The sequence below is a fragment of the Halomonas sp. M20 genome, assembly GCF_020622265.1.
Lineage (GTDB): Bacteria > Pseudomonadota > Gammaproteobacteria > Pseudomonadales > Halomonadaceae > Modicisalibacter.
Map to the genome: position 1 here is coordinate 185,888 of NZ_JACNMQ010000006.1, position 25,844 is coordinate 211,731.

General features: G+C 56.8%; 28 protein-coding genes, 4 tRNA genes and 1 rRNA gene. All 33 read right to left on the reverse strand.

Annotation, left to right across the window (positions count from 1 at the left end; all coding sequences use genetic code 11):
• The gene (gene rplE, locus H7850_RS15335; protein WP_227370360.1) at positions 1–540 is read right to left on the reverse strand and encodes a 50S ribosomal protein L5; all 540 of its coding nucleotides are present in this window, start codon (positions 538–540) and stop codon (positions 1–3) included.
• 18 nt (positions 541–558) lie between these two features.
• Positions 559–876, reverse strand: a complete 318-nt coding sequence (gene rplX, locus H7850_RS15340; RefSeq protein ID WP_227370361.1) for a 50S ribosomal protein L24 — start codon at positions 874–876, stop codon at positions 559–561.
• A 14-nt stretch (positions 877–890) separates the two neighbouring features.
• A complete protein-coding gene (gene rplN, locus H7850_RS15345; RefSeq protein ID WP_227370362.1) occupies positions 891–1,262 on the reverse strand; it encodes a 50S ribosomal protein L14 in 372 nt (123 codons plus the stop codon).
• Between the two features lie 54 nt (positions 1,263–1,316).
• Complete coding sequence (gene rpsQ / locus H7850_RS15350) at positions 1,317–1,577, reverse strand: 30S ribosomal protein S17 (protein ID WP_048306668.1); 261 nt, start codon at positions 1,575–1,577, stop codon at positions 1,317–1,319.
• A gap of 1 nt (position 1,578) precedes the next feature.
• On the reverse strand, positions 1,579–1,770 hold the full coding sequence (gene rpmC, locus H7850_RS15355) for a 50S ribosomal protein L29 (protein ID WP_227370363.1): 192 nt from the start codon (positions 1,768–1,770) through the stop codon (positions 1,579–1,581).
• Complete coding sequence (gene rplP, locus H7850_RS15360) at positions 1,770–2,183, reverse strand: 50S ribosomal protein L16 (protein WP_227370364.1); 414 nt, start codon at positions 2,181–2,183, stop codon at positions 1,770–1,772. Before rplP ends, rpmC begins: the two co-directional genes overlap by 1 nt.
• A gap of 15 nt (positions 2,184–2,198) precedes the next feature.
• Complete coding sequence (rpsC, locus tag H7850_RS15365; protein ID WP_227370365.1) at positions 2,199–2,900, reverse strand: 30S ribosomal protein S3; 702 nt, start codon at positions 2,898–2,900, stop codon at positions 2,199–2,201.
• 11 nt (positions 2,901–2,911) lie between these two features.
• A complete protein-coding gene (gene rplV, locus H7850_RS15370) occupies positions 2,912–3,244 on the reverse strand; it encodes a 50S ribosomal protein L22 (protein ID WP_227370366.1) in 333 nt (110 codons plus the stop codon).
• Positions 3,245–3,261: 17 nt separating this feature from the next.
• Entirely contained in the window at positions 3,262–3,537 is a 276-nt protein-coding gene (gene rpsS / locus H7850_RS15375) for a 30S ribosomal protein S19 (protein ID WP_048306673.1), read from the reverse strand.
• 33 nt (positions 3,538–3,570) lie between these two features.
• Positions 3,571–4,401, reverse strand: coding sequence for a 50S ribosomal protein L2 (gene rplB / locus H7850_RS15380; protein WP_227370367.1), 831 nt, complete (start codon positions 4,399–4,401; stop codon positions 3,571–3,573).
• A 16-nt stretch (positions 4,402–4,417) separates the two neighbouring features.
• A complete protein-coding gene (rplW, locus tag H7850_RS15385) occupies positions 4,418–4,714 on the reverse strand; it encodes a 50S ribosomal protein L23 (RefSeq protein ID WP_048306675.1) in 297 nt (98 codons plus the stop codon).
• Complete coding sequence (rplD, locus tag H7850_RS15390; RefSeq protein WP_227370368.1) at positions 4,711–5,319, reverse strand: 50S ribosomal protein L4; 609 nt, start codon at positions 5,317–5,319, stop codon at positions 4,711–4,713. The genes rplW and rplD overlap by 4 nt, the downstream gene beginning before the upstream one ends.
• 13 nt (positions 5,320–5,332) lie before the next feature.
• Positions 5,333–5,971: a 50S ribosomal protein L3 gene (rplC, locus tag H7850_RS15395; protein WP_227370369.1), complete on the reverse strand. Its 639-nt coding sequence runs from the start codon at positions 5,969–5,971 to the stop codon at positions 5,333–5,335.
• 133 nt (positions 5,972–6,104) lie between these two features.
• The gene (rpsJ, locus tag H7850_RS15400; RefSeq protein ID WP_011505728.1) at positions 6,105–6,416 is read right to left on the reverse strand and encodes a 30S ribosomal protein S10; all 312 of its coding nucleotides are present in this window, start codon (positions 6,414–6,416) and stop codon (positions 6,105–6,107) included.
• Between the two features lie 154 nt (positions 6,417–6,570).
• Positions 6,571–7,764 (reverse strand): elongation factor Tu, encoded by a 1,194-nt coding sequence (gene tuf / locus H7850_RS15405; RefSeq protein ID WP_227370370.1) that lies wholly within the window; start codon positions 7,762–7,764, stop codon positions 6,571–6,573.
• Positions 7,765–7,793: 29 nt separating this feature from the next.
• Complete coding sequence (gene fusA, locus H7850_RS15410) at positions 7,794–9,914, reverse strand: elongation factor G (RefSeq protein ID WP_227370371.1); 2,121 nt, start codon at positions 9,912–9,914, stop codon at positions 7,794–7,796.
• A gap of 19 nt (positions 9,915–9,933) precedes the next feature.
• Positions 9,934–10,404: a 30S ribosomal protein S7 gene (rpsG, locus tag H7850_RS15415; protein ID WP_227370372.1), complete on the reverse strand. Its 471-nt coding sequence runs from the start codon at positions 10,402–10,404 to the stop codon at positions 9,934–9,936.
• A 136-nt stretch (positions 10,405–10,540) separates the two neighbouring features.
• A complete protein-coding gene (gene rpsL / locus H7850_RS15420) occupies positions 10,541–10,915 on the reverse strand; it encodes a 30S ribosomal protein S12 (protein ID WP_227370373.1) in 375 nt (124 codons plus the stop codon).
• A gap of 153 nt (positions 10,916–11,068) precedes the next feature.
• Positions 11,069–15,286 carry a DNA-directed RNA polymerase subunit beta' gene (gene rpoC, locus H7850_RS15425; protein ID WP_227370374.1) on the reverse strand — a complete coding sequence of 1,406 codons (4,218 nt, stop codon included), beginning with the start codon at positions 15,284–15,286 and terminating at the stop codon, positions 11,069–11,071.
• A gap of 82 nt (positions 15,287–15,368) precedes the next feature.
• Positions 15,369–19,445 carry a DNA-directed RNA polymerase subunit beta gene (gene rpoB / locus H7850_RS15430; RefSeq protein ID WP_227370375.1) on the reverse strand — a complete coding sequence of 1,359 codons (4,077 nt, stop codon included), beginning with the start codon at positions 19,443–19,445 and terminating at the stop codon, positions 15,369–15,371.
• A 243-nt stretch (positions 19,446–19,688) separates the two neighbouring features.
• Positions 19,689–20,060 (reverse strand): 50S ribosomal protein L7/L12, encoded by a 372-nt coding sequence (rplL, locus tag H7850_RS15435; protein WP_227370376.1) that lies wholly within the window; start codon positions 20,058–20,060, stop codon positions 19,689–19,691.
• 89 nt (positions 20,061–20,149) lie between these two features.
• On the reverse strand, positions 20,150–20,650 hold the full coding sequence (rplJ, locus tag H7850_RS15440; protein WP_227370377.1) for a 50S ribosomal protein L10: 501 nt from the start codon (positions 20,648–20,650) through the stop codon (positions 20,150–20,152).
• 262 nt (positions 20,651–20,912) lie between these two features.
• Positions 20,913–21,605, reverse strand: coding sequence for a 50S ribosomal protein L1 (gene rplA, locus H7850_RS15445; protein ID WP_227370378.1), 693 nt, complete (start codon positions 21,603–21,605; stop codon positions 20,913–20,915).
• A 2-nt stretch (positions 21,606–21,607) separates the two neighbouring features.
• Positions 21,608–22,039 (reverse strand): 50S ribosomal protein L11, encoded by a 432-nt coding sequence (rplK, locus tag H7850_RS15450; protein ID WP_048306688.1) that lies wholly within the window; start codon positions 22,037–22,039, stop codon positions 21,608–21,610.
• 99 nt (positions 22,040–22,138) lie between these two features.
• On the reverse strand, positions 22,139–22,672 hold the full coding sequence (gene nusG / locus H7850_RS15455) for a transcription termination/antitermination protein NusG (RefSeq protein WP_227370379.1): 534 nt from the start codon (positions 22,670–22,672) through the stop codon (positions 22,139–22,141).
• Between the two features lie 8 nt (positions 22,673–22,680).
• Positions 22,681–23,049 carry a preprotein translocase subunit SecE gene (gene secE / locus H7850_RS15460; protein ID WP_227370380.1) on the reverse strand — a complete coding sequence of 123 codons (369 nt, stop codon included), beginning with the start codon at positions 23,047–23,049 and terminating at the stop codon, positions 22,681–22,683.
• Between the two features lie 69 nt (positions 23,050–23,118).
• Positions 23,119–23,194 (reverse strand) — tRNA-Trp (locus H7850_RS15465).
• A 151-nt stretch (positions 23,195–23,345) separates the two neighbouring features.
• A tRNA-Thr gene (locus H7850_RS15470) sits at positions 23,346–23,420 on the reverse strand.
• Positions 23,421–23,436: 16 nt separating this feature from the next.
• Positions 23,437–23,510, reverse strand: a tRNA-Gly gene (locus H7850_RS15475).
• Positions 23,511–23,553: 43 nt separating this feature from the next.
• A tRNA-Tyr gene (locus H7850_RS15480) sits at positions 23,554–23,637 on the reverse strand.
• A gap of 103 nt (positions 23,638–23,740) precedes the next feature.
• A complete protein-coding gene (locus tag H7850_RS15485) occupies positions 23,741–24,580 on the reverse strand; it encodes a type III pantothenate kinase (RefSeq protein WP_227370381.1) in 840 nt (279 codons plus the stop codon).
• Complete coding sequence (locus tag H7850_RS15490; RefSeq protein WP_227370382.1) at positions 24,577–25,560, reverse strand: biotin--[acetyl-CoA-carboxylase] ligase; 984 nt, start codon at positions 25,558–25,560, stop codon at positions 24,577–24,579. Before H7850_RS15490 ends, H7850_RS15485 begins: the two co-directional genes overlap by 4 nt.
• A 158-nt stretch (positions 25,561–25,718) precedes the next feature.
• Positions 25,719–25,834 (reverse strand): 5S ribosomal RNA (gene rrf / locus H7850_RS15495).
• Positions 25,835–25,844 lie beyond the last annotated feature (10 nt).

Here is a 25,844-nt window from a genome sequence, read left to right on the forward strand (position 1 = left end):
TTATTTCTTGAACGGGAAGTTCAGCGCGCTCAGCAGAGCACGACCTTCTTCATCGCTGGTGGCAGTCGTGGTGATCGTCACATCCAGCCCGCGAATCCGATCGATTTTATCATACTCGAGCTCGGGGAAGATGATCTGCTCACGCACGCCCATTGAGTAGTTGCCACGCCCATCGAAGGATTTCGGATTAAGACCACGGAAGTCCCGTACCCGAGGGATCGCGATGTTCACCAACCGATCCAGAAAATCCCACATGCGCTCGCTACGCAAGGTGACCTTGATGCCGATCGGCCAACCTTCGCGGACCTTGAAGCCAGCGATGGACTTGCGTGCCTTGGTGACCACCGGCTTCTGGCCGGAGAGCTTTTCCATGTCGGCAACAGCGTTGTCAATCAGCTTTTTATCGCTGGTCGCCTCGCCAATACCCATGTTGAGGGTCACCTTGGTGATCCGTGGCACCTGCATTACATTGGCATAGCTGAATTGCTCTCTGAGCCCTGCCATTACTTCGTTTTGATAACGTTCTTTCAAGTTCGCCATTTTGCTACCCGACTCGCGTTAGGCGTCGATCTGCTTCTGCGTCGACTTGTAGATACGTACCTTGGTACCGTCTTCCGATAACTGGAAGCCGACGCGATCCGCTTTGCCGGTCTCCGAATTGAAGATAGCCACGTTGGACGCGTGAATCGGAGCCTCGCGCTCGACGATACCCCCCTGGTTGCCCGCCATGGGGTTGGGCTTGGTGTGACGCTTGATCATATTCACACCGGACACGACATAGCGGCTGTTCTGAAGAACCCGCTTGATCGTGCCACGCTTGCCCTTGTCCTTGCCGGCAATGACGATCACTTCATCGTCACGTTTGATCTTTTGCATATCCGCCTCGCTCCTTACAGCACTTCAGGCGCCAAGGAAATGATCTTCATGAACTTTTCGTTACGTAGCTCACGAGTTACCGGTCCGAAGATACGGGTTCCGATTGGCTGTTCGTTGGTGTTGTTCAACAGAACTGCCGCATTTCCGTCGAAGCGAATTAGCGATCCGTCTGGTCGACGGACGCCACTCCGGGTACGGACAACCACTGCCTTCATGACCTGGCCTTTCTTGACCTTGCCACGTGGAATGGCTTCCTTAACCGTCACCTTGATGATGTCACCAACCCGGGCGTAACGGCGGTGGGACCCGCCTAGCACCTTGATGCATTGCACCCGGCGCGCGCCACTGTTGTCGGCGACATCCAGCATTGTCTGTGTCTGAATCATCGGTTTTCTCCAAACCTAATCTGGCCACACTGATTACAAGATATCTCGTCGAACTCAGCCACGGGCCTGTTCGACCACCTCGACCAGTGTCCAGGACTTTTTCTTCGACAGCGGGCGGCACTCCTCGATGGAAACCGTATCGCCCTGCTTCGCCTGGTTCGCCTCGTCATGGGCGTGCAGCTTGGTGGAGCGCTTCACGTATTTGCCATAGATCGGATGACGCTCGCGGCGCTCGATCATTACGACGATGGACTTGTCCATCTTGTCGCTCACTACCCTGCCGGTGAGCGTACGGGCTTTCTTTTCTTCGGCCATCTCAGTTACCTGCCTTCTCGTGGAGCACCGTCTTCACGCGGGCGATATCCCGGCGCACCTGCTTGAGCAGATGGGTCTGGCTCAATTGGCCGGTAGCCTTCTGCATGCGCAGGTTGAACTGCTCGCGGAGGAGCTCGAAAAGCTGCTCCTGCAGTGCATCAGCCGACTTCTCGCGAATTTCCTGAGCTTTCATCACATCACCGTCCGTTTCACAAAGGTGGTGGAGACGGGCATCTTGCGTGCTGCAAGAGTGAACGCTTCACGCGCCAGCTCTTCAGAAACGCCCTCGATTTCATAAAGTACTCTGCCTGGCTGAATCTGCGCGACCCAGTACTCGACGGAGCCTTTACCCTTACCCATCCGGACTTCGAGCGGCTTCTCGGTGATCGGCTTATCCGGAAACACGCGGATCCAAATCTTGCCGCCGCGCTTGACGTGACGTGTGATGGCACGACGCCCCGCTTCGATCTGACGCGCGGTGATACGGCCGCGACCAACCGCCTTGAGACCATACTCACCGAAGCTCACCTTGCTCCCGCGATGTGCCAGACCGCGGTTGCGGCCCTTCATCATCTTACGGAACTTCATACGCTTGGGTTGCAACATTGACTACATCTCCCCTTACTTGGAACCTTTCTTCTTGGGCGCGGGCTGGCTTTGCGGTTGCTTCTGCTTAGCGCGCACCTCTTCGATGCCCCCGAGGATTTCACCCTTGAAGATCCACACCTTGACGCCGATGACGCCGTAGGTGGTGTGGGCTTCGTAGGTGGCGTAGTCAATGTCCGCGCGCAAGGTGTGCAGCGGCACACGGCCTTCGCGGTACCACTCGGTGCGCGCAATTTCCGCACCACCAAGACGCCCGGATAGCTGGATCTTGATCCCGCCAGCACCTAGACGCATGGCATTTTGCACCGCCCGCTTCATGGCACGACGAAACATGACTCGACGCTCGAGCTGGCCAGCCACGTTTTGAGCTACGAGCGCCGCATCGAGCTCCGGCTTACGCACTTCTTCGATGTTGACGTGTACCGGAACACCCATCATATCGGCCACGTCGCGACGCAGACGATCGACATCCTCACCCTTCTTACCGATCACGATACCCGGACGAGCAGTATGAATGGTAATACGAGCATTGTTCGCGGGACGCTCGATAGTGATACGGCTCACGGAGGCGCTTTTGAGACGCTGCTCCAAGAAACGACGCACTTCGAGATCGTTGTTCAATTTGTCGGCATAAGCACCGCGCTCGGCATACCAGACCGATGTATGGTCCTTGACGATGCCCAGCCGAATACCTGTCGGATGTACTTTCTGACCCATGTGGTCGACTCCTACTTCTCGGCTACCTTGACGGTGATATGGCAAGTACGCTTCAAAATGCGATCCGCACGCCCCTTGGCACGCGGCTGAATACGCTTGAGCGTCATGCCCTCATCGACACAGATGGTCGAGACGCGCAGCTCATCGATGTCCATGCCGTTATTTTCTTCCGCGTTCGCAATGGCGGACTGAAGCGTCTTCTTGACCAGTTTAGCCGCCTTCTTCGGTGAGAAGGTCAGCAGGTCGAGCGCTTCGGCGACCGGCTTACCGCGCACCAGATCAGCCACCAAACGGGCCTTCTGGGCGGATAAACGAGCGCCACGCAGCTTAGCTGTGACTTCCATCTCTAATCCTCTCTGGCTTACCGTTTGGCTTTTCTGTCCGCCGCATGGCCGCGATAGGTGCGGGTGGCAGCGAATTCGCCCAGCTTGTGGCCAACCATTTCCTCGGAGACATGCACCGGGACATGCTGGCGTCCGTTATGGACGGCAATGGTGAGCCCGACCATATTGGGCAGGATCATGGAGCGACGCGACCAGGTCTTGATCGGTTTGCGATCGCTCTTCTCCACTGCAGTCTCAACCTTCTTCAGCAGATGAAGGTCAATGAAAGGACCTTTCTTCAGTGAACGTGGCACAGCCGTTACCTCTTGATATCTAGACTTTTAATCTCAGTTCCGAAGCTTGCGGCGACGGATGATGAGCTTGTCAGTGCGCTTGTTCTTACGGGTCTTGTAACCCTTGGTAGGAACACCCCACGGCGTTACCGGATGACGACCGCCGCTGGTGCGGCCTTCACCGCCCCCATGAGGGTGATCCACCGGGTTCATGGCGACACCGCGAACGGTTGGGCGTACGCCGCGCCAGCGTTTGGCACCGGCCTTGCCCAACTGACGCAGGCTGTGCTCAGAATTGCTTACTTCGCCCAAGGTCGCGCGGCATTCGGCCAGAATTCTACGCGTCTCGCCGGAGCGCAGACGTAGCGTTGCGTAATTGCCTTCTCTCGCGACCAGCTGGGCACTTGTACCCGCGCTGCGAGCAATCTGTGCGCCCTTGCCGGGCTTGAGTTCGATACAATGCACGGTAGAACCTACCGGAATGTTCCGCAGCGGCAGGGCATTACCCTTCTTGATTGCCGCATTGACACCAGACTCGAGTACATCACCGGCCTTTACGCCCTTGGGGGCGATGACATAACGGCGCTCACCGTCCTTGTACTTCAGCAATGCAATGTGCGCGCTACGGTTCGGATCGTATTCAAGACGCTCGACAACGGCGGGAACGCCATCCTTGATACGCTTGAAATCGATCAGACGATAATGGTGCCGATGACCACCGCCAACGTGACGAGTGGTAATACGCCCATGATTGTTGCGTCCACCGGACTTGGACTGCTTTTCCACCAGCGCGGCATGCGGCCGCCCTTTGTGGAGATCTTCGCCAACAACCTTGACCAGATGGCGACGGCCGGCGGATGTGGGTTTGGTCTTAACTACTGCCATGATCCTTGCTCCTGCCTTATTCGACGCCAGAGAAGTCTTCGAGGGTCTCGCCCGCGGCCAGCGTCACGTAGGCCTTGCGATACCCCTTGCGCAAGCCCGTGCCATGCGCGGTGCGCTTGGTCTTGCCCTTCATGTTCAGGACTTGCACGCGATCGACCTTCTTGTCGAAGAGAGCTTCGACGGCTTTCTTGATCTCGGGCTTGGTCGCGTCCTTGGCCACCTTGAACACATACTGATTGTTCTCGGCAGCAAATGCGGCTTTCTCGGTCATGTGTGGCCCGAGCAGAACCTTGAATACGCGCTCCTGGTTCATGCCAGCTTCTCCTCGAATTTACGCAGAGCTGAGACCGTGACCAACACCTTGTCAAAAGCGACCAGACGCACTGGATCAGCGGCGGCGACATTGACCACGTCTACATGGGGATTGTTACGCGCGGCCAAGTAAAGCTTCTCGTCAATCTCGTCGGTCACGATCAACACTTTCTCTAGATCGAGTTCTTTTAGCTTGCCGACCAACTGCTTGGTCTTCGGCGAATCGACGACGAACTCCTCAACGGCCACCAGGCGATCCTGACGCACCAACTCTGAAAGAATCGAACGCATTGCCGCACGGTACATCTTGCGATTGACTTTCTGGGTGTAGTCCTGGGGGCGTGCTGCAAAGGTGACACCGCCACTACGCCACAAAGGCGAGCGTATGGTGCCGGCACGAGCACGGCCAGTACCCTTCTGACGCCAAGGCTTCTTGCCGCCACCACGCACTTCCGAGCGTGTCTTCTGAGCACGTGTACCCTGGCGACCAGCCGCTAGATAGGCAGTCACGACCTGATGCACTAGTGCTTCATTGAACTCTTTACCAAAGGTGGCGTCGGCGATTTCAACGGTGCCGGCGCTAGCACCTGCAAGATTGAGATTCATTAATCTTTACCCCTCAGCGAGCTTTGACGGCACGACGAACGATTACATCGCCACCCGGTGCGCCAGGCACGGCGCCTTTGACCAGAAGCAGATTGCGTTCGGTATCGACACGGACGACTTCCAGACTCTGGACGGTGCAGCGGGTATTACCGAGCTGACCTGCCATCTTCTTGCCCTTGAAGACACGCCCAGGCGTTTGACACATGCCGATAGAACCCGGCGCACGATGCGACAGGGAGTTACCGTGTGTCATGTCCTGGGTACGGAAGTTCCAGCGCTTGACGGCGCCTTGGAAGCCTTTGCCTTTAGAGGTGCCGGTCACGTCGATCTTTTGACCAGCTTCAAAGAGGGATACGGTGAATTCGCCACCCACCTCAGGAACGTCATCGCCTTCATCCAGGCGGAATTCCATCAGCGAACGGCCAGCCTCAATACCTGCCTTGGCATATTGGCCTGCGGCCGCCTTGGTCAGGTGTTTGGCTTTGCGGGAACCGGTTGTAACCTGCACCGCACGATACCCGTCAGACTCAAGCGTCTTGACCAGTGTCACGCGATTGGGCTCAACCTCGATAACGGTTACGGGCACGGAATCGCCAGTCTCGGTAAAAATGCGGGTCATGCCGCTCTTTTTACCGACTAAACCGATAGTCATGTTCAGTCTCCTTTAGTGTACGGGGCTATCACCCGCTATGGCTGCCCTTTCCAGAGCATTCCACTAGCACATTGTATGGCGCCATCTCGGCGTGGCGGCAGCGCTGGATGGCTACCGCAAGTGACTAGTGTGATTAATCAAGCTTGATCTGGACGTCCACGCCGGCGGCGAGGTCGAGTTTCATCAGCGCATCGACGGTCTTTTCCGTCGGCTCGACGATGTCTAGCACACGCTTATGAGTACGGATTTCATATTGGTCCCGCGCATCCTTGTTGACGTGCGGTGAAATCAGCACCGTATAGCGCTCACGATTGGTTGGCAGCGGGATAGGCCCCCGCACTTGGGCACCAGTACGCTTCGCGGTATCCACGATTTCTTGAGCGGACTGATCAATCAAGCGATGGTCGAAGGCTTTCAACCGAATGCGAATCTTCTGGTTCTGCATTAGCCCTGAACTCCAATGGATGACGACAGCGCGAGCCGTCTACCCACGCATTTAAAGGATGCGAATTATAGACATGCTTGAAACGAGAGTCAAACATGATATAGAAAAGGGGGCTCCTCATGGAGCCCCCTTTGATCTTGCTAGAAGTAACCGATTACTCGACGATCTTGGCGACGACGCCAGCACCAACGGTACGGCCACCTTCACGGATAGCAAAACGCAGACCGTCTTCCATGGCGATCGGTGCAATCAAGGTAACGACCATTTGCACGTTATCGCCAGGCATGACCATCTCGACGCCTTCCGGCAGTTCACAGGTACCAGTCACGTCGGTGGTACGGAAGTAGAACTGCGGACGATAGCCCTTGAAGAAGGGCGTGTGACGACCACCCTCTTCCTTCGACAGGATGTAGACTTCAGACTCGAACTTGGTATGCGGAGTGATCGAGCCCGGCTTGGCCAGTACCTGACCACGCTCGACGTCGTCACGCTTGGTGCCGCGCAACAAGGCACCGACGTTCTCACCGGCACGACCTTCGTCGAGTAGCTTGCGGAACATCTCGACGCCGGTAACGATCGTCTTGGTAGTGTCCTTCAGACCCACGATTTCCACTTCATCGCCCGTCTTGACGATACCGCGCTCGACACGACCGGTAACCACGGTGCCGCGGCCAGAGATGGAGAACACATCTTCGATCGGCATCAGGAATGGCTGATCGATGGCACGCTCGGGCTCGGGGATATAATCGTCCAGCGACTTGATCAGGTTGGCGACGGCGGTGGTACCCATGCCATTGTCGTCCTTGCCTTCAAGAGCCATCAGTGCAGAGCCGATGATGATGGGAGTGTCGTCTCCCGGGAAGTCGTACTCGCTGAGGAGTTCGCGCACTTCCATCTCGACCAGCTCGAGCAACTCTTCATCATCGACCATGTCCGCCTTGTTCAGGAACACGACGATGTAGGGCACGCCGACCTGACGAGACAGCAGGATGTGCTCGCGAGTCTGCGGCATGGGGCCATCAGCTGCCGAACATACAAGAATGGCACCATCCATCTGGGCCGCACCGGTAATCATGTTCTTGACGTAGTCCGCGTGTCCCGGGCAGTCCACGTGGGCGTAGTGACGCTCCTCGGACTGATATTCGACGTGTGACGTCGCGATGGTAATACCACGCTCACGCTCTTCCGGCGCATTGTCGATACTGGCGAATTCACGCCAGTCACCGCCAAAAACCTCAGCGGAAACGCGGGTGAGTGCTGCGGTCAGCGTGGTCTTTCCATGGTCGACGTGACCAATGGTGCCGACGTTGATATGCGGTTTGGAACGCTCAAATTTTGCCTTAGCCACTGCTATAACCTCTTTACGTTAGCTAACGGTTAACCGTTCTGATTGATGACGGCTTCGACGACGCTGGACGGCGCCTCTTCGTAATTCGCAAACTCCATGGTGTAGCTTGCGCGGCCCTGGGTCTGAGAACGCAGATCGGTGGCATAACCGAACATCTCAGCCAGCGGAACCGTGGCGCGAATGATCTTGCCCATGGACGAGTCATCCATGCCCTGCACAAGACCACGCCGGCGGTTAAGATCACCCATGACATCTCCCATGAAATCCTCGGGTGTCACGACTTCAACTTTCATCACCGGCTCAAGCAGTACTGCCTTGGCCTTGCGAGCTCCTTCCTTGACCGCCATGGAAGAGGCGATCCTGAACGCGGTCTCGTTAGAGTCCACGTCATGGTAGGAACCATCGAACAGTGTAACCTTGACGTCGATCATCGGGTAACCCGCGACGACACCATTCTTCAGCTGCTCGGCAGCCCCTTTTTCGACCGCCGGGACGTATTCCTTGGGAACCACGCCGCCCACGATCTCGGACGCGAACTTGAAGCTCATCTCCTCGTCCTCGCCCTTGTCTTCCGCCGTCAGCGGCTCAATGCGCAGATAGACATGACCATACTGGCCACGACCACCGGACTGACGAACGAACTTGCCTTCCTGCTCGACACTACCGCGAATCGTCTCACGGTAGGCTACCTGAGGCTTACCGATATTGGCCTCGACCTTGAACTCACGACGCATGCGGTCGACGAGGATATCAAGATGCAGCTCGCCCATGCCGGAGATGATGGTCTGACCAGTCTCTTCATCGGTCTTGACCTGGAAGGAAGGGTCTTCCTGAGCCAGCTTGCCCAGCGCAACGCCCATCTTCTCCTGGTCGGCCTTGGATTTCGGCTCAACGGCAACAGAGATGACCGGGTCCGGAAACTCCATGCGCTCGAGCACGATCTTGTCGTTCAGATCGCACAGGGTATCACCGGTAGTGACATCCTTGAGGCCGATACAGGCCGCGATATCGCCAGCCAGAACTTCCTTGATCTCTTCTCGTGAGTTGGCATGCATCTGCACGATACGACCAACACGCTCCTTCTTCTCCTTGACGGAGTTGAAGACGCTGTCGCCGGATTTCAATACACCGGAATAGACACGAATGAAGGTCAGCGTGCCAACGAAAGGATCGGTAGCGATCTTGAATGCCAAAGCCGCGAACGGAGCACTGTCGTCCGCTTCGCGAGTGGCAATAGTGCCATCCTTGTCGTCAAGCTCACCTTCGATGGCCTTGACCTCGGTTGGCGAGGGCAGATAATCGACCACGCCATCCAGTACGGCTTGTACGCCCTTGTTCTTGAACGCAGAACCACAGGTCACCAGGACGATCTCGTTGTCCAGGGTGCGGCGACGCAAGCCTGCCTTGATCTCTTCGTTGGTCAGCTCGCCTTCCTCGAGGTACTTGTCCATCAGCTCCTCGGATGCTTCGGCGGCAGCTTCGACCATCTCTTCACGGTACTTTTCGGCGGTCGCCTGAAGATCATCGGGAATATCCACCAGATCATAAGTGGCACCGAAATCAGACTCGTTCCACAAGATAGCCTTCATCTCGATGAGATCGATGACGCCCTTGAAGTCTTCTTCGGTACCCCAGTTGATCTGGATCGGCACCGTATTGGCTCCCAGACGATCCTTCAGCTGATCGACGACCATGAAGAAATCCGCACCGGCACGGTCCATCTTATTGACGAACACCATGCGCGGCACTTCGTACTTGTTAGCCTGGCGCCAGACGGTTTCGGTCTGGGGCTGCACGCCGGAACTGCCGCACAACACGACCACAGCACCATCAAGCACGCGCAAGGAACGTTCGACTTCGATTGTGAAGTCGACGTGCCCGGGAGTATCGATGATGTTAATGCGGTGCTCATCGAACTGGTGGTTCATACCTTTCCAGAACGTGGTCACCGCCGCAGAGGTGATTGTAATACCCCGCTCTTGCTCCTGCTCCATCCAATCCGTGGTGGAGGCCCCTTCGTGGGTCTCACCTAACTTATGGTTGATACCGGTATAGAACAGGACACGCTCGGTAGTCGTGGTCTTTCCGGCATCAACGTGTGCCACGATACCAATATTACGGTAACGCTTGAGTGGTGTCTTGCGTGCCAAGAGTAATACTCCCCGTTGGTTAGAAGCGGTAGTGTGAGAAGGCCTTGTTGGCTTCTGCCATGCGATGCACGTCTTCACGCTTCTTCACCGCAGCACCCTTGCCTTCCGAGGCATCCAGCATCTCGCCTGCCAAGCGCTGCACCATGGTCTTCTCGCCACGATTGCGAGCTGCATCCGCCAGCCAACGCATGGCCAAAGCCTGACGACGCGAGGGGCGAACCTCAACAGGCACTTGGTAGGTCGCACCGCCAACGCGACGAGATTTTACCTCGACCATCGGCTGAATGGCTTCCAGTGCCTTATCGAATGTTTCCAGCGGAGTGTCCTTGCCGCGCTCGGCAACCCGGTCAAGCGCGCCATAGACGATACGCTCGGCTACAGACTTTTTCCCGCTGATCATCAAGTGATTCATGAACTTTGCCAGGCGCTCGCTTCCGAATTTCGGATCCGGAAGTATCTCGCGCTTAGCAACAACTCTTCTTCTAGGCATGATAAGCCCTCTGTTGAAGGGTCCTTCAGGTAAACCCGAGATGTCGCGCAATACCGATCGTATCTACGCCACTCGACCTTACTCTTATCTGACCGTATCGTTTAAGCGTTTTGCTTGAATGTATAGCTTCGTGAAACTAGGACTTGGGACGCTTGGTACCGTACTTGGAGCGACCCTGCCTGCGGTTCTGTACACCCGAAGTATCCAGCGCACCGCGAACGGTATGATAACGCACACCCGGCAAGTCCTTGACCCTACCGCCACGAATCAGGACCACGGAGTGCTCCTGAAGATTGTGGCCTTCGCCGCCGATATAAGAGGCAACTTCGTAGCCATTGGTCAAGCGAACGCGACACACCTTACGCAGTGCTGAGTTCGGCTTCTTGGGCGTGGTGGTATACACGCGGGTACAAACCCCGCGACGCTGCGGGCAGGCCTGCAGCGCCGGCACGTCGCTTGTTTCGACGGGGCGCTTGCGCGGCTTGCGCACAAGCTGATTGATGGTTGCCATAGTCTGTAGCTAACTCCAGTGGTTGCCGTGCCTTCAGGCACTTATCCAACGAATAGGGGCACACCGGCCCACTATCAAAGGCTGCGCATTCTAATGTCTAGTAGCAAGTCGCGTCAACACTGGCGCCCTTCCGGGCACCAGCACCTATCACTGCTAAAGCTCTTCGTCCGCATCTAGTGCGGTGAGCTGCGCGCCCAATTCCTGCTCGACATCGTAAGCAGAAGGGTGGTCCTGCATGCGTTCCAGGTCCTCGCGCTTACGCCGCCGCTCCGCATGATGCGTAAGACCCGTGCCGGCCGGTATCAGACGTCCCACTACTACGTTCTCCTTCAAGCCACGCAGATAGTCGCGCTTGCCTGTCACTGCCGCTTCGGTCAGCACTCGCGTAGTTTCCTGGAAGGAAGCCGCAGAAATGAACGATTCGGTAGCAAGCGACGCCTTGGTGATCCCCAGTAGTACACGATCGTACTTGGCCGGGAACTTGTCTTTTTCAGCAAGCTGTGCATTTTCCTCGAGCACGCGCACCAATTCGACCTGATCGCCAGGAATGAAGTTGGCATCGCCGGCATCGGCGACCTCTACCTTGCGCAGCATCTGACGCACGATCACTTCGATATGCTTGTCGTTGATGCCCACGCCCTGCAGACGATACACCTCCTGGATTTCGGTGGTGATGTACTTGGCAAGTTCCGCCACGCCGAGTAGCCGCAGAATATCGTGCGGATTGCTCGGACCATCAGAAATGACCTCGCCTTTCTCGACGGTTTCACCTTCGAAGACGGCGATCTGGCGCCACTTCGGGATCAGCGCTTCATACGGATCGCCAGACTCAGGCGTGATGGTTAGACGACGCTTGCCCTTGGTCTCTTTACCAAAGCTGACCACGCCTGTGATTTCAGCGAGAATCGACGGCTCTTTGGGCTTGCGGGCCTCGAACAGATCGGCGACTCGCGGCAGACCCCCGGTAATATCCTTGTTACTGGAAGCTTCCACGGGAATACGAGCAATGACTTCACCCACCCCGATTCTGGCTCCGTTGTCTGCGGACACAATAGCCTTGCCGGGCAGCAAATACTGCACCGGGGTGTTGGAACCAGGCAGTGTGACATGCTCACCTGCCTCATCTACCAACATGATCATGGGCCGTTTGTCACGACTGGAGGCCGGGCGTGCCGCAGCCTCGATCACTTCGATGGACGATAGGCCTGTCATTTCATCCACACTACGGTAAATAGTGCCGCCTTCGTCCATATCCGTGTACTGTGCCTGACCCTCTACCTCTGCGATAACCGGATGGGTATGCGGATCCCACTTGGCCACGGTCTGACCGGCTTCCACGGGGTCGCCATCCTTGATCGATAGCTCCGCCCCATAAGGCAGCTTGTAGTATTCCCGCTCGCGACCGTGCTCGTCGGCGACCGCCAAGGCACTCGAGCGGGACACCACTACCAGCTTGCCGTCGCCGCGTTCGACGTGCTTGATGTTGTGCAGCCGCACTTTGCCGCCGTGCTTGACCTGTACGCTGTCCACTGCCGAGGCGCGTGAGGCGGCGCCACCGATGTGGAAGGTACGCATGGTGAGCTGAGTGCCCGGCTCGCCGATCGACTGAGCCGCAATGACACCCACTGCCTCGCCGATATTAACGCGATGACCTCGAGCCAGATCGCGACCGTAACAGGAGGCACACACACCATGGGGCGTTTCACACGCGATAGTGGAACGCACGATGATTTCGTCGACACCCATGGTATCGAGTTGCGCGCACCAGGCTTCGTCGAGCAAGGTGCCACGCGGGATCAGAACATCTTCGCTGGCAGGGTCGATGACATCCTGAGCGACCACGCGCCCCAGCACTCGCTGCGCCAGGGAGACGATGATGTCGCCGCCCTCGATGACCGGGTGCAGGGTCAGTCCCTCTTCGGTGCCACAGTCTTCCTCGGTGATCACCAGATCCTGAGCCACATCGACCAGACGACGCGTCAAATAACCGGAGTTGGCAGTCTTGAGCGCCGTGTCCGCAAGGCCTTTACGCGCGCCGTGAGTGGAGATGAAGTACTGCAGTACGTTCAACCCTTCACGGAAGTTGGCAACGATCGGCGTCTCGATGATCGAACCATCCGGCTTGGCCATCAGACCGCGCATGCCCGCGAGCTGACGAATCTGCGCGGCGCTACCACGCGCTCCGGAATCCGCCATGATGAATACGCTGTTGAACGAATCCTGCTCGACTTCCTTGCCGTCACGATCAACCACGGTTTCCTTGGAAATAACCGCCATCATCGCCTTGGCCACCTTATCGTTGGCCTTGGACCAGATATCGATGACCTTGTTGTATTTCTCGCCAGCAGTGACGAGACCGGAAGAGAACTGCTCCTCGATCTCTTTCACTTCGTCCTCGGCGCCCTCGACGATGTCTTTCTTCGCCTCGGGAATAACGAAGTCGTTGACACCGATCGACGCACCGGACCAGGTCGCCAGACGGAAGCCGGTGTACATCAGCTGGTCGGCGAAAACTACCGCATCCTTGAGGCCGCTGCGACGATACACTTCGTTGATCAGCCGCGAGATCGCCTTCTTCTTCATCGGCTGATCGACCAGCTCGAAAGGCGCGCCCTTGGGCAAGATGCGAAACAGCAAAGCGCGACCGACGGTGGTATCGAAGATCGAGGTTTTCTCGATGTTCTCACCACCCTCTTCTTCTGCCACATATTCGGTCAGGCGCACCTTGACCCGGGCGTGTAGAGAAACGCTATTGGTCCCGAAAGCGCGCTCGACCTCCTTGAGGTTGGCGAACACCATGCCTTCACCCCGGGCATTGATCTTCTCCCGAGTCATATAGTACAGGCCCAACACCACGTCCTGGGACGGCACAATGATCGGCTCGCCGTTGGCCGGTGACAGCACATTATTGGTGGCCATCATCAGGGCCCGTGCCTCGAGCTGGGCTTCCAGGGTCAGAGGCACGTGTACCGCCATCTGGTCGCCATCGAAGTCGGCGTTGTAGGCGGCGCACACCAGCGGATGCAGCTGAATCGCCTTACCCTCGATCAAAAGCGGCTCGAAGGCCTGGATACCCAGACGGTGCAGCGTCGGTGCGCGGTTGAGCAGCACGGGGTGTTCGCGGATGACATCGGCGAGGATGTCCCACACTTCCGGCAGCTCGCGTTCGACCATTTTCTTGGCCGCCTTGATCGTCGAGGCATAGCCCAGCGACTGCAACTTGGAGTAGATGAACGGCTTGAACAGTTCCAGCGCCATCTTCTTGGGCAGACCGCACTGGTGCAGACGCAGGGTAGGGCCCACGGTAATAACCGAACGGCCAGAGTAGTCGACCCGCTTGCCCAGCAAGTTCTGACGGAAACGCCCCTGCTTGCCCTTGATCATGTCGGCGAGCGATTTCAGCGGACGCTTGTTGGAACCGGTGATGGCACGGCCACGGCGACCATTGTCGAGCAGAGCGTCCACGGACTCCTGCAGCATGCGCTTCTCGTTGCGCACGATGATGTCCGGCGCGTTGAGATCGAGCAGACGCTTCAAACGGTTGTTGCGGTTGATCACCCGACGATACAGATCGTTGAGATCCGAGGTCGCGAAGCGGCCACCGTCAAGTGGTACCAGCGGGCGCAGATCCGGCGGCAATACCGGCAGCACCTCCATGATCATCCATGCCGGCGCATTGCCGGACTTGTAGAAGGCTTCCAACAGCTTCAGGCGCTTGGAAAGCTTCTTGATCTTGGTCTCGGAGTTGGTTTGCGGGATCTCCTCGCGCAGCCGCTCGATCTCTTCCTCGAGATCGATGTCTTTGAGCAGTGCCTGAACGGCTTCGGCGCCCATGCGCGCATCGAAGTCGTCACCGAACTCTTCCAGGGCCTCGAAGTACTGCTCGTCGTTGAGCAGTTGGCCACGCTCCAGGGTGGTCATGCCGGGATCGATGACCACGAAGCTCTCGAAGTAAAGCACTCGCTCGATGTCACGCAGAGTCATGTCCAGGAACATGCCGATGCGTGAAGGCAATGATTTCAAGAACCAGATATGAGCCACCGGACTTGCAAGCTCGATATGACCCATGCGCTCGCGGCGAACTGCGGCCCGAGTCACTTCAACGCCACACTTTTCGCAAATAATGCCGCGATGCTTCATGCGCTTGTACTTGCCGCACAGGCACTCGTAATCCTTTACTGGGCCAAAAATCTTGGCGCAGAACAGACCATCGCGCTCCGGCTTGAAGGTACGATAGTTGATGGTCTCTGGCTTTTTGACTTCGCCATAAGACCAGGAGCGGATCATATCCGGGGACGCGAGCGTGATCTTGATCGCGTCGAACTCTTCGGACTGTGCCTGGGACTTGAGGACTTTCACCAAATCTTTCATAGGTCGCTCCATCGCGGAGTTGTCATGGGCGGGGCCGATTCTTCGGGGCCCCGCGGACCGTCATTCGCCAGCCGTGGGGCGTTTAGCCTTCAAGCTCGATATCAATACCCAGCGAGCGGATCTCCTTCACCAATACGTTGAAGGATTCTGGCATGCCTGCCTGCATGGCGTGATCACCATCGACGATGCTCTTGTACATTTTGGTACGTCCTTCCACATCGTCGGACTTGACCGTGAGCATTTCCTGCAAGGTGTAGGCGGCACCGTAGGCTTCCAGTGCCCAAACCTCCATCTCGCCGAAGCGCTGCCCACCGAACTGTGCCTTACCGCCCAAGGGCTGCTGGGTGACCAGAGAGTAGGAGCCGGTAGAGCGAGCGTGCATCTTGTCATCCACCAGGTGGTTGAGCTTGAGCATGTACATGTAGCCCACCGTTACCTGACGATCGAACTTCTCGCCAGTGCGGCCATCATAAAGATCCATTTGACCCGATTCGGGCAGATCGGCCAGTTTAAGCAATCCTTTGATTTCCTGCTCTTCGGCACCGTCGAATACCGGTGAGGACATGGGCACACCGCCACGCAAATTCTTGGCCAGGGTGATTACCTCGTCGTCGGTCAGGGAATCGATATCTTCCTGACGCGTATCCTGGGTGTTGTAGATCTTGCCCAGGAACTCTCGAATCTCGGCAACCTGCTGCGATCGTGCATCGCGTAGCATGTGATCGATCTTCATGCCCAGACCACGGGACGCCAGCCCCAGGTGAGTCTCGAGAATCTGACCGACGTTCATGCGCGACGGCACACCTAGCGGGTTCAGCACCACATCCACCGGTTCGCCGTTGTCATCGAAGGGCATGTCCTCGATGGGCATGATGGCGGAAATGACGCCCTTGTTACCGTGACGACCAGCCATTTTGTCGCCGGGTTGGATGCGACGCTTGACCGCAAGATAGACCTTGACGATCTTGAGCACGCCCGGTGCCAGATCGTCGCCCTGAGTGAGCTTGCGCTTCTTATCCTCGAAGCGCTCGTCCATCTCCTTGCGGCGATTTTCGAGCTGCTCATCGGCTTGAGCCAGCAGTTCGTTCAGGGCTTCGTCTTGCAGGCGCAACTTGAACCATTGCTGACGCGGCAACTCCTCGAGATACTCCTCGGAAAGTACGTCACCCTTCTTAAGCTTGGGCCCTCCGTTGACCGCTTGGCCGGAGAGAGTACGCTTCAGGCGCTCGAAGGTTGCGTCCTCGGCGATACGATAGGTCTCTTGCAGATCCCGACGCACCTCATCGAGCTGCATCTGCTCGATGGACAGCGCCCGCGAATCCTTCTCGACGCCGTCTCGGGTAAAGACTTGCACGTCGATGACGGTACCCTTCATGCCCGTCGGGGCACGCAGCGAGGTATCCTTTACGTCCGAAGCCTTCTCGCCGAAGATCGCACGCAGCAGCTTCTCTTCCGGCGTCAGCTGGGTTTCACCCTTCGGAGTCACCTTACCGACCAGAATATCGCCGGCGCCTACTTCGGCACCGATATAGACCACACCGGCCTCGTCGAGCTTAGACAGCGCCGACTCGCCAACATTGGGAATATCCGCAGAAATCTCTTCGGCGCCCAACTTGGTATCCCGCGAAACACAGGTCAGTTCCTGGATATGGATGGTGGTGAAGCGATCCTCCTGTACCACCCGCTCCGAGACCAGGATCGAGTCCTCGAAGTTGTAGCCGTTCCAGGGCATGAACGCCATGCGCATGTTCTGACCCAGGGCCAGATCACCCATGTCGACGGACGGGCCATCGGCGAGGATATCGCCACGTGCCACCTCGTCTCCAGGACGCACGATGGGGCGCTGGTTCATGCAGGTGTTCTGGTTGGAGCGGGTGTACTTGGTCAGGTTGTAGATATCGACACCGGCTTCACCGCCAATGATCTCATCTTCATTGATCCGCACCACGATGCGCTTGGCATCCACCGAATCGATCACGCCACCACGCCGTGCCACGGCGCAAACACCGGAATCCCGCGCCACGAAACGCTCCATGCCGGTACCCACAAGCGGCTTGTCGGCACGCAGGGTCGGCACCGCCTGGCGCTGCATGTTCGAGCCCATCAGGGCACGGTTGGCGTCATCGTGCTCGAGGAACGGAATCAACGCCGCCGCCACGGACACCACCTGGCGCGGAGATACGTCCATCAGGGTGACCTTGTCCGGCCCCATGAAGGTAGTCTCGCCGCGATGGCGCACCTGCACCAGGTCGTCGACCAGCTTGTTGCCGCCATCCACGGTAGCCGAAGCCTGAGCAATGACGAAGTCGCCCTCCTCGATCGCCGACAGATGCACCACCTCGTCGGTGACCTGACGATCCACCACCTTGCGGTAAGGCGTCTCGAGGAAGCCGTAACTATTGGTGTGACTGTAGGTCGCCAGGGAGTTGATCAGGCCGATGTTCGGGCCTTCCGGCGTCTCGATCGGGCACAGACGACCGTAGTGCGTGGTGTGGACGTCACGCACTTCGAAGCCGGCCCGCTCCCGGGTCAGACCACCCGGCCCCAAGGCGGATACGCGACGCTTGTGGGTGACCTCGGACAGCGGATTGTTCTGGTCCATGAACTGGGACAACTGGCTCGAGCCGAAGAACTCCTTGACCGCCGCCGCCACCGGCTTGGCGTTGATCAGATCCTGGGGCATCAGGCCCTCACTCTCCGCCATGGAGAGGCGTTCCTTGACCGCCCGCTCGACGCGCACCAGACCGACACGGAACTGGTTTTCCGCCATTTCGCCGACACAGCGAATGCGCCGGTTGCCCAAGTGATCGATATCGTCGACATCGCCGAAGCCGTTGCGGATGCTGATCAGCTCCTTGAGCACGGCGATGATGTCGTCGTTGTCGAGCACGCCGGAGCCGGTATCAGACTCACGGCGCAGGCGACGATTGAACTTCATGCGGCCGACACCGGAGAGGTCGTAGCGATCTTCGGTGAAGAACAGGTTGTGGAACAGCGTCTCGGCGGCTTCCTTGGTCGGGGGCTCGCCAGGGCGCATCATGCGATAAATCTCGACCAGCGCCTCGAGGGCTGAACGGGTAGTATCCAGTCTCAAGGTGTCGGAGATGAACGAACCGCAGTCCAAGTCGTTGGTATAGAGCGTTTCCAGCGTCTTGATCTTGGCCTGAGCCAGCTTTTCGAGCAGCTCCGGGGTGATCTCGCTGTTGCACTCGCAAATCAACTCGCCGGTACCTGGATCGACCTGATCCTTGGCCAGTCTCTTGCCGAAGAGATACTCCATCGGCACTTCGAGGCGCTCAAGGCCCGCCTTCTCCATCTGGCGGATATGCTTCTGGGTGATGCGCCGCCCTTCCTCGACGATGACGCCACCATCGCCATCCTTGATATCAAAGGTGGCGGTCTCGCCACGCAGGCGCGATGGCACCAGATCCACGGAGAAGCCGGACTTCTCGATGTGGAACATGCTGGTCTCGAAGAAAGTATCGAGAATCTGCTCGGCGCTCATACCCAGTGCGCGCAGCAATACCGACGCCGGCAACTTGCGGCGACGGTCGATGCGCACGAACACGTTGTCTTTCGGGTCGAACTCGAAGTCCAGCCAAGAGCCGCGATACGGGATCACTCGAGCAGAGTACAAGAGCTTACCGGAAGAGTGACTCTTGCCCTTGTCATGATCGAAGAACACACCTGGCGAGCGGTGCAGCTGGGAGACGATGACTCGTTCGGTACCATTGACGACGAAAGTACCGTTCTCGGTCATCAGGGGGATCTCCCCCATATAGACTTCCTGCTCCTTGATGTCCTTGATTGCCTTATTCGACGATTCCTTGTCATAGATGATCAAGCGAACCTTGACCCGTAGCGGCGCCGAATAGGTAACGCCACGCAGCTGACACTCTTTGACATCGAAGGCCGGTGTTCCAAAACGATAGCTGACATATTCAAGCGCGGCATTACCCGAAAAGCTCGAGATAGGAAACACGGACTTGAAAGCAGCATTGAGACCGATATCTAGGCGCTCTTTCGGCGCCCGGTCCTGCTGGAGGAAGTCGTAGTAGGAATCAAGCTGGATGGCCAGCAAATAAGGCACATCCATTACTTGGGGCAGTTTGCCGAAATCCTTGCGGATGCGTTTTTTCTCAGTGTATGAGTAAGCCATCTGTATTCCCCAGCTTGTTCACCATGGGTGACCGTTGCGTGGTCAACGCCGCCTGACAGAGGCCTCCCTGTCAGGCGCTGACGGCAAGCCCTGAAGGCTCGCCGTCGAAATTCATCTAGCATTCTAGCGCCGAAAAACCAGGGGCGTTGATAATGCTAGTAACAACAGAAAAAGGCCGGTAGCGGGCATCCCGCCACCAGCCATTGAAGCTCACGCGTAGCGCGAAGCCTCGGAACGCAAGAGTTACTTCAGCTCCACAGTAGCGCCAGCGTCTTCCAACTTCTTCTTGGCAGCCTCGGCGTCATCCTTGGACATGGCTTCCTTGACAGTCGCTGGTGCGCCGTCAACGGCACCCTTGGCTTCTTTCAGGCCAAGCCCGGTGATTTCGCGAACCGCCTTGATGACGTTGACCTTCTTGTCCCCGGCGCTGGTCAGCACCAGGTCGAATTCGGTCTGCTCTTCAGCGGCTTCTTCACCGCCACCGCCAGGCCCGGCAACTACGGCCGCAGCCGCGGAAACGCCAAACTTCTCTTCCATTGCTTCGATCAACTCGGCGACTTCCATAACGGACATGTCGGCAACGGCGTTGATGATATCGTCTTTTGTCAGTGCCATGTTTACATTCCTAAACTTTGCGGAGCGTCGCACATCGTATGTTGACGCTCGGTGACTGAATAGTCATTCGTGAAACGTAGCGAAACCGCTCAGGCGGCTTCCTGCTTTTGATCGCGCAGCGCTGCCAGAGTACGAACCAGCTTGCCTGCAGATGCTTCCTTCATGACGGACATCAGCTTGGCGATAGCCTCGTCATAAGTGGGTAGCGTCGCAAGACGATCAAGATCGGAAGCTGGAATCAGCTCACCTTCGTAGGCCAGCGCCTTGACTTCAAACTCCTTCTGCCCTTTGAGAAAGTCCTTGATCAAACGAGCGGCAGCGCCCGGATGCTCATAGGAAAATGCCAATAAGGTAGGACCGGTCAAAGTCTCGTCCAGAATTTCCCAAGGGGTTCCGGACAATGCGCGGCGTGCCAGGGTGTTGCGGACAACACGCATCTGCACACCATTCTCGCGAGCCTGCTTGCGCAAATCGGTCATTGCGCTGACAGGCACACCGCGAGAATCGGCAACAACGACGGAGAGAGCGTCCTTGGCGGCTTCACTGACCTCAGCGACAATTGCTTTCTTGCCTTCGAGAGCTAGTGGCACAATGTTCACTCCTTCGTGCCGGGACGTTCGGATGAAAATCCCGGTGGTTACCATCTCTCCCAATGCATAAGACATGGGAGTCCTTGTTGATGGTGCTCACCAGCATACTGGCAGGCCACACCATCTGCGCAGGCCACTCATCATTCATCGAACATGCACTGATGATTGAGCCATTAAGTCACTCGAAGGTGACACCTGCGGTCTTTGACGGTGCCCCGTCCGTTTGGCACGAGGACCGCAAAGTTACTGCCTCTTCGAAACGTCAGACCCAGCTCGAATGGTCGACGGTCAAACCTGGTCCCATCGTAGTGGACAAGGTCATTTTCTTGAAATAGATACCTTTGGATGTGCTGGGTTTGAGCCGCTTGAGGTCACTGACCAACGCATCGAGATTCCCGCGAATGGCGTCAGCGGAAAACTCCACCTTGCCCAGGGTAGTGTGAATGATGCCGTTCTTGTCGGTACGGAAGCGCACCTGACCTGCCTTGGCATTCTTGACCGCAGTGGCCACATCCGGTGTTACCGTACCCACTTTGGGATTGGGCATCAGGCCGCGCGGGCCCAGAATCTGACCCAGCTGACCGACGACACGCATGGCATCCGGCGATGCAATGACGACGTCGAAATCGAGGTTGCCTTTCTTGACCTGCTCGGCCAGATCGTCCATTCCGACGATATCGGCACCAGCTTCCTTGGCAGCCTCTTCATTGGCTCCCTGGGTAAAAACGGCAACGCGCACGTCCTTGCCGGTACCGTTAGGCATGACGGTCGCACCGCGCACTACCTGATCGGATTTACGCGGGTCGACACCAAGATTGATAGCGACGTCCAGAGACTCTTTGAAATTGACTTTAGACAGTTCACCGAGAAGAGACACTGCTTCATCCAAGGAGTACACCTTGGTTGCATCGACCTTCTCACGAATCATTTGCGCACGCTTGGATAGCTTCGCCATGATCAGAGCCCCTCCACGTTAAGACCCATGCTACGGGCACTACCAGCGATGGTGCGAACGGCTGCATCGAGATCCGCAGCGGTCATGTCCGGCTCTTTGGTCTTGGCAATCTCCTCGAGCTGCTCCCGAGAAACAGTGCCGACCTTCTTCTTGTTTGGCTCACCAGAACCTGACTTGATGCCAGCAGCCTTCTTCAACAGAACGGCAGCAGGTGGCGTCTTGGTGATAAAAGTGAAGCTGCGATCGGAATAAACGGTGATCACGACCGGCGTCGGCAAACCAGGCTCGATCTCTTGGGTGGCCGCGTTGAACGCCTTGCAGAACTCCATGATATTGACGCCATGCTGGCCCAGAGCCGGGCCGACAGGGGGGCTGGGGTTAGCCTTACCGGCTGCTACTTGCAGCTTGATATAGGCCTGAACTTTTTTAGCCATGATACTCTCCAGTTGGGTGATAACGCCTTTCGGCTCCCCGGGGTTCGGGTCGTCTACACGACCTCGGACGCCCAACCTGCCTGAATCGACAAGTTGAGATCAGTCTTTTTCCACTTGCGCGAACTCAAGTTCGACAGGCGTTGCACGACCAAAAATGAGCACGCTCACCTGCAGGCGGCTCTTTTCATAATTGACCTCTTCGACGACACCGTTAAAGTCGGCGAAAGGACCATCAACAACGCGAACCACCTCGCCCGGTTCGAATAGGGTTTTGGGACGCGGCTTGTCGGTGCCATCCTGCACGCGGCGCAGGATTGAGTCGGCTTCTTTCTGAGTAATCGGTGCCGGCTTTTCTGGTGTACCACCGATAAACCCCATGACCCGAGGCGTTTCGTTGACCAGATGCCAGGTGCGGTCATCCATCTCCATTTCGACCAGCACATAACCTGGATAAAACTTGCGCTCGCTCTTGCGACGCTTGCCGTCACGCATTTCGACGACTTCTTCCGTCGGCACCAGGATCTCGCCGAACTGGTCCGTCATGTCATACAGCTTGACACGATCAAGCAATGAGCGCATGACCTGCTTCTCAAAACCAGAATAAGCATGTACGACATACCAACGCTTGGACATGGGTGCTCCTAACCTATGATGCCGGACATGGCCCAGCCAAGAATGGTATCGATCAACCACAACATCAAACCAACCACCAACACCGCTACCAATACGATAGCCGTTGTTTGTATGGTTTCTTGACGAGTAGGCCAAACGACACGCTGAATTTCCTTGCGGGCGTTACGCGCCAACTCGGTAAGCTCGCGTCCCTTGGTCGTCATCAAAGCAATAGCGGCGGCGGCGGCACCTAGCACCACCACACCTAGCACACGGTATAACAAAGCATGATCAGAGAAATAGCTGTTACCGATGACAGCCAAGGCAACGAGAGCAACGACAGCCGCCCATTTAGCCCCGTCGTGGCGCGACTTTTGCACCTCGGCGTTGTGTTTCATAACAGCGGGACTCCTCAGGGTGCAGCAAACGAAAGAAACTCTGTGGAACCACACCAGCCTGGGGAAGACTGGCAGGCCAGGAGGGAATCGAACCCCCAACCTGCGGTTTTGGAGACCGCTGCTCTGCCAATTGAGCTACTGGCCTTTATAGCGTTGCATCTTGCTTTTTTAGCCAGCCATGCAACAGCGGCCGAAATAATAGCTGATAAGTTTTACACTGACAACCTTATTTGGCTCCAACAACTTTCGATGAAAGCCGGCTGGACTTACTTTTGAAACGCTGGCTTTTGAAATACTGGAGCTCATGGACGGATTTGAACCGTCGACCTCACCCTTACCAAGGGTGTGCTCTACCCCTGAGCTACATGAGCAAAACTCTATACACTTTGGAGCGGGCAGCGGGAATCGAACCCGCATCATCAGCTTGGAAGGCTGAGGTTCTACCATTAAACTATGCCCGCCTACCTTCGTGTTCTATTCTACGGGGCGCTTTGCTAGCAATAATGGTGGAGGGGGAAGGATTCGAACCTTCGAAGCTTTCGCGGCAGATTTACAGTCTGCTCCCTTTGGCCACTCGGGAACCCCTCCAATACGGCGGAAGATTTTACCTTTTCATCCGCTACTGTCAAGCGCTATAAATTCAACAACTTGCGTCTTACGACACTTGCGCTTTGAAGCGAGGCGCATTGTGTCAAAGCAAGGTGGAGAATGCAAGGCCAAGGCGGATTTTTTCAAGCTCTACAGCATCTGGTATTCGGGGCGCACCTGACAAGCGACCTGCTCGCTCTGCCGGCGTCAAGGGGTAACAGGCTTCAAGCCCCGCGTATACCATATCTGGCCACAATGCGTGCGGAATGCGTAGACCTCTGGATACTACCCGCGCGTCCCCGCCGGTTAAAAGTAGCGGCAAGGAAACGCCCTCGCGATCACACACTTCGAAGTAGATACGATTTACGGCACTAACCGCAGACATGAAAATCCCGTGATTGACTGCTTCGGCCGTATTTTTTCCTGGTGCAAGCAGCTCATTGGCTTCACTACCGGGATCTATCGCTACGTTGCGCGTCCCTAGATGAAGGCTCTCCTTCATTAATCGCAAGCCGGGAATAATATAGCCCCCAATATGCCGCCCACCGGGTAGTATAAAGTCAATCGTGATCGCGCTACCGCAATCGACACTACAACAACCGCCAGCCAACTGGTAGCTAGCCAAAGAGCCTAACCAACGATCGACTCCTAAGCGCGCTGGCACCTCATAGCCATTCACGACTCCAAGCCTTTCACGCGTTGAGCGCGCAACGTAGACCTTGCTTACTTGCCGCCTGAGTAACGCAACCGTGTCATCGAGCACAGCGCGCCGGGCAACACTGGAAATGCGCACTGCTGTTACTACATTTAGATCAGGGATATCAGGCCCCGGGCGCCACTCTTCACGTGTCCATATAGCTCCACGCGAACGTATCTCACTGCTCGCAATATCTTTGAGACGCCACTTAGAAAGCGTATTGCCTATATCGAGATCGAGAATCATGGGCTTGCACGCAGGCTGATCTCGCCTCCCGACAGACGCAGCATCTTATTGCCGCGACGCACACACAAGTTACCCTCGTCATCCACCCCTTCATCAGTAGCGATATAGCACTGTACGCCCTGGGTAACCTCGATAGCACGAGCTGAATAAGCATTGCGCTGATTCCAATCTTGTTGCCACGCAGCGAAACCATCTTGCTCGTAGCTAGCCATCAAATTTAGCAGCGCTTCAATTAAATCTGCAGCCAGGTCATTGCGTGACGCTACAAGCAATTGTTCAGCGACTGCAGCTACAGGCTGATCTATCTGGTCACGAAGCGAGGCGGGAAGCATAATATTGAGGCCAATGCCCACCACGACCTCACAAGCTCCCAACGCATCACCATTGAGCTCGACCAAAACCCCTGCCAACTTGCGCTTTTCGCCGCTAGTAAAAGTCATGAGCACGTCGTTAGGCCACTTGAGCGCAATAAGCAGACCGTGTCGTTCAAGCACTTGAGCAATGACGACCCCGATCGCCAAGCTCAGCCCTTTCAGAGCCGACGCGCCACCGTCGAATCGCCAGCCAAGCGAAAGCGTCAGCCCCTGGCCCCAAGCAGATAACCACTGGCGACCTCGCCGACCTCGTCCGGCGCTTTGTACCTCCGCCAAACATACTTCAGCATGCCCAGCGCCCTGGACAAAACGCTCGCGCAAAAAACTATTGGTTGATGACACTGACTCTTCCACGAACAGCCTTGCAAGATGTCGCCGCGGCTTTTTGGTTAAAGCAGAAACAATCCTAGAACCATCGAGCAACTCGATAGGAGATGCCAAACGATAACCTCGGCCTCTAACCACTTCTACCGGAATGCCTAGCGCTTCCAGCTTGTTCAACTGCTTCCATACCGCCGTGCGCGATACGCCAAGCTGCTCACCCAGTCGCTCGCCGGAATGATAGTTGCCATCGCTTAGTAAATGAACCAACTCACTGGTGGTCATTTCATGTCATCCGACCTAAAAAATCACCATTCTAACGGAAGCAACGACCCGCCGGAAACGCTAAGACAGAAGCCATAGTGCAGAAAGACCTTTCTTCTGCTTTATTTAGCCCACGCAAAAACCCCCGACCTCTAGGAGATCGGGGGTTCGCAATAAGTGCCTGACGATGACCTACTCTCACATGGGGAGACCCCACACTACCATCGGCGCTGAGCGGTTTCACTGCTGAGTTCGGCATGGGGTCAGGTGGGACCCGCTCGCTATGGTCGTCAGGCGTAAACGGT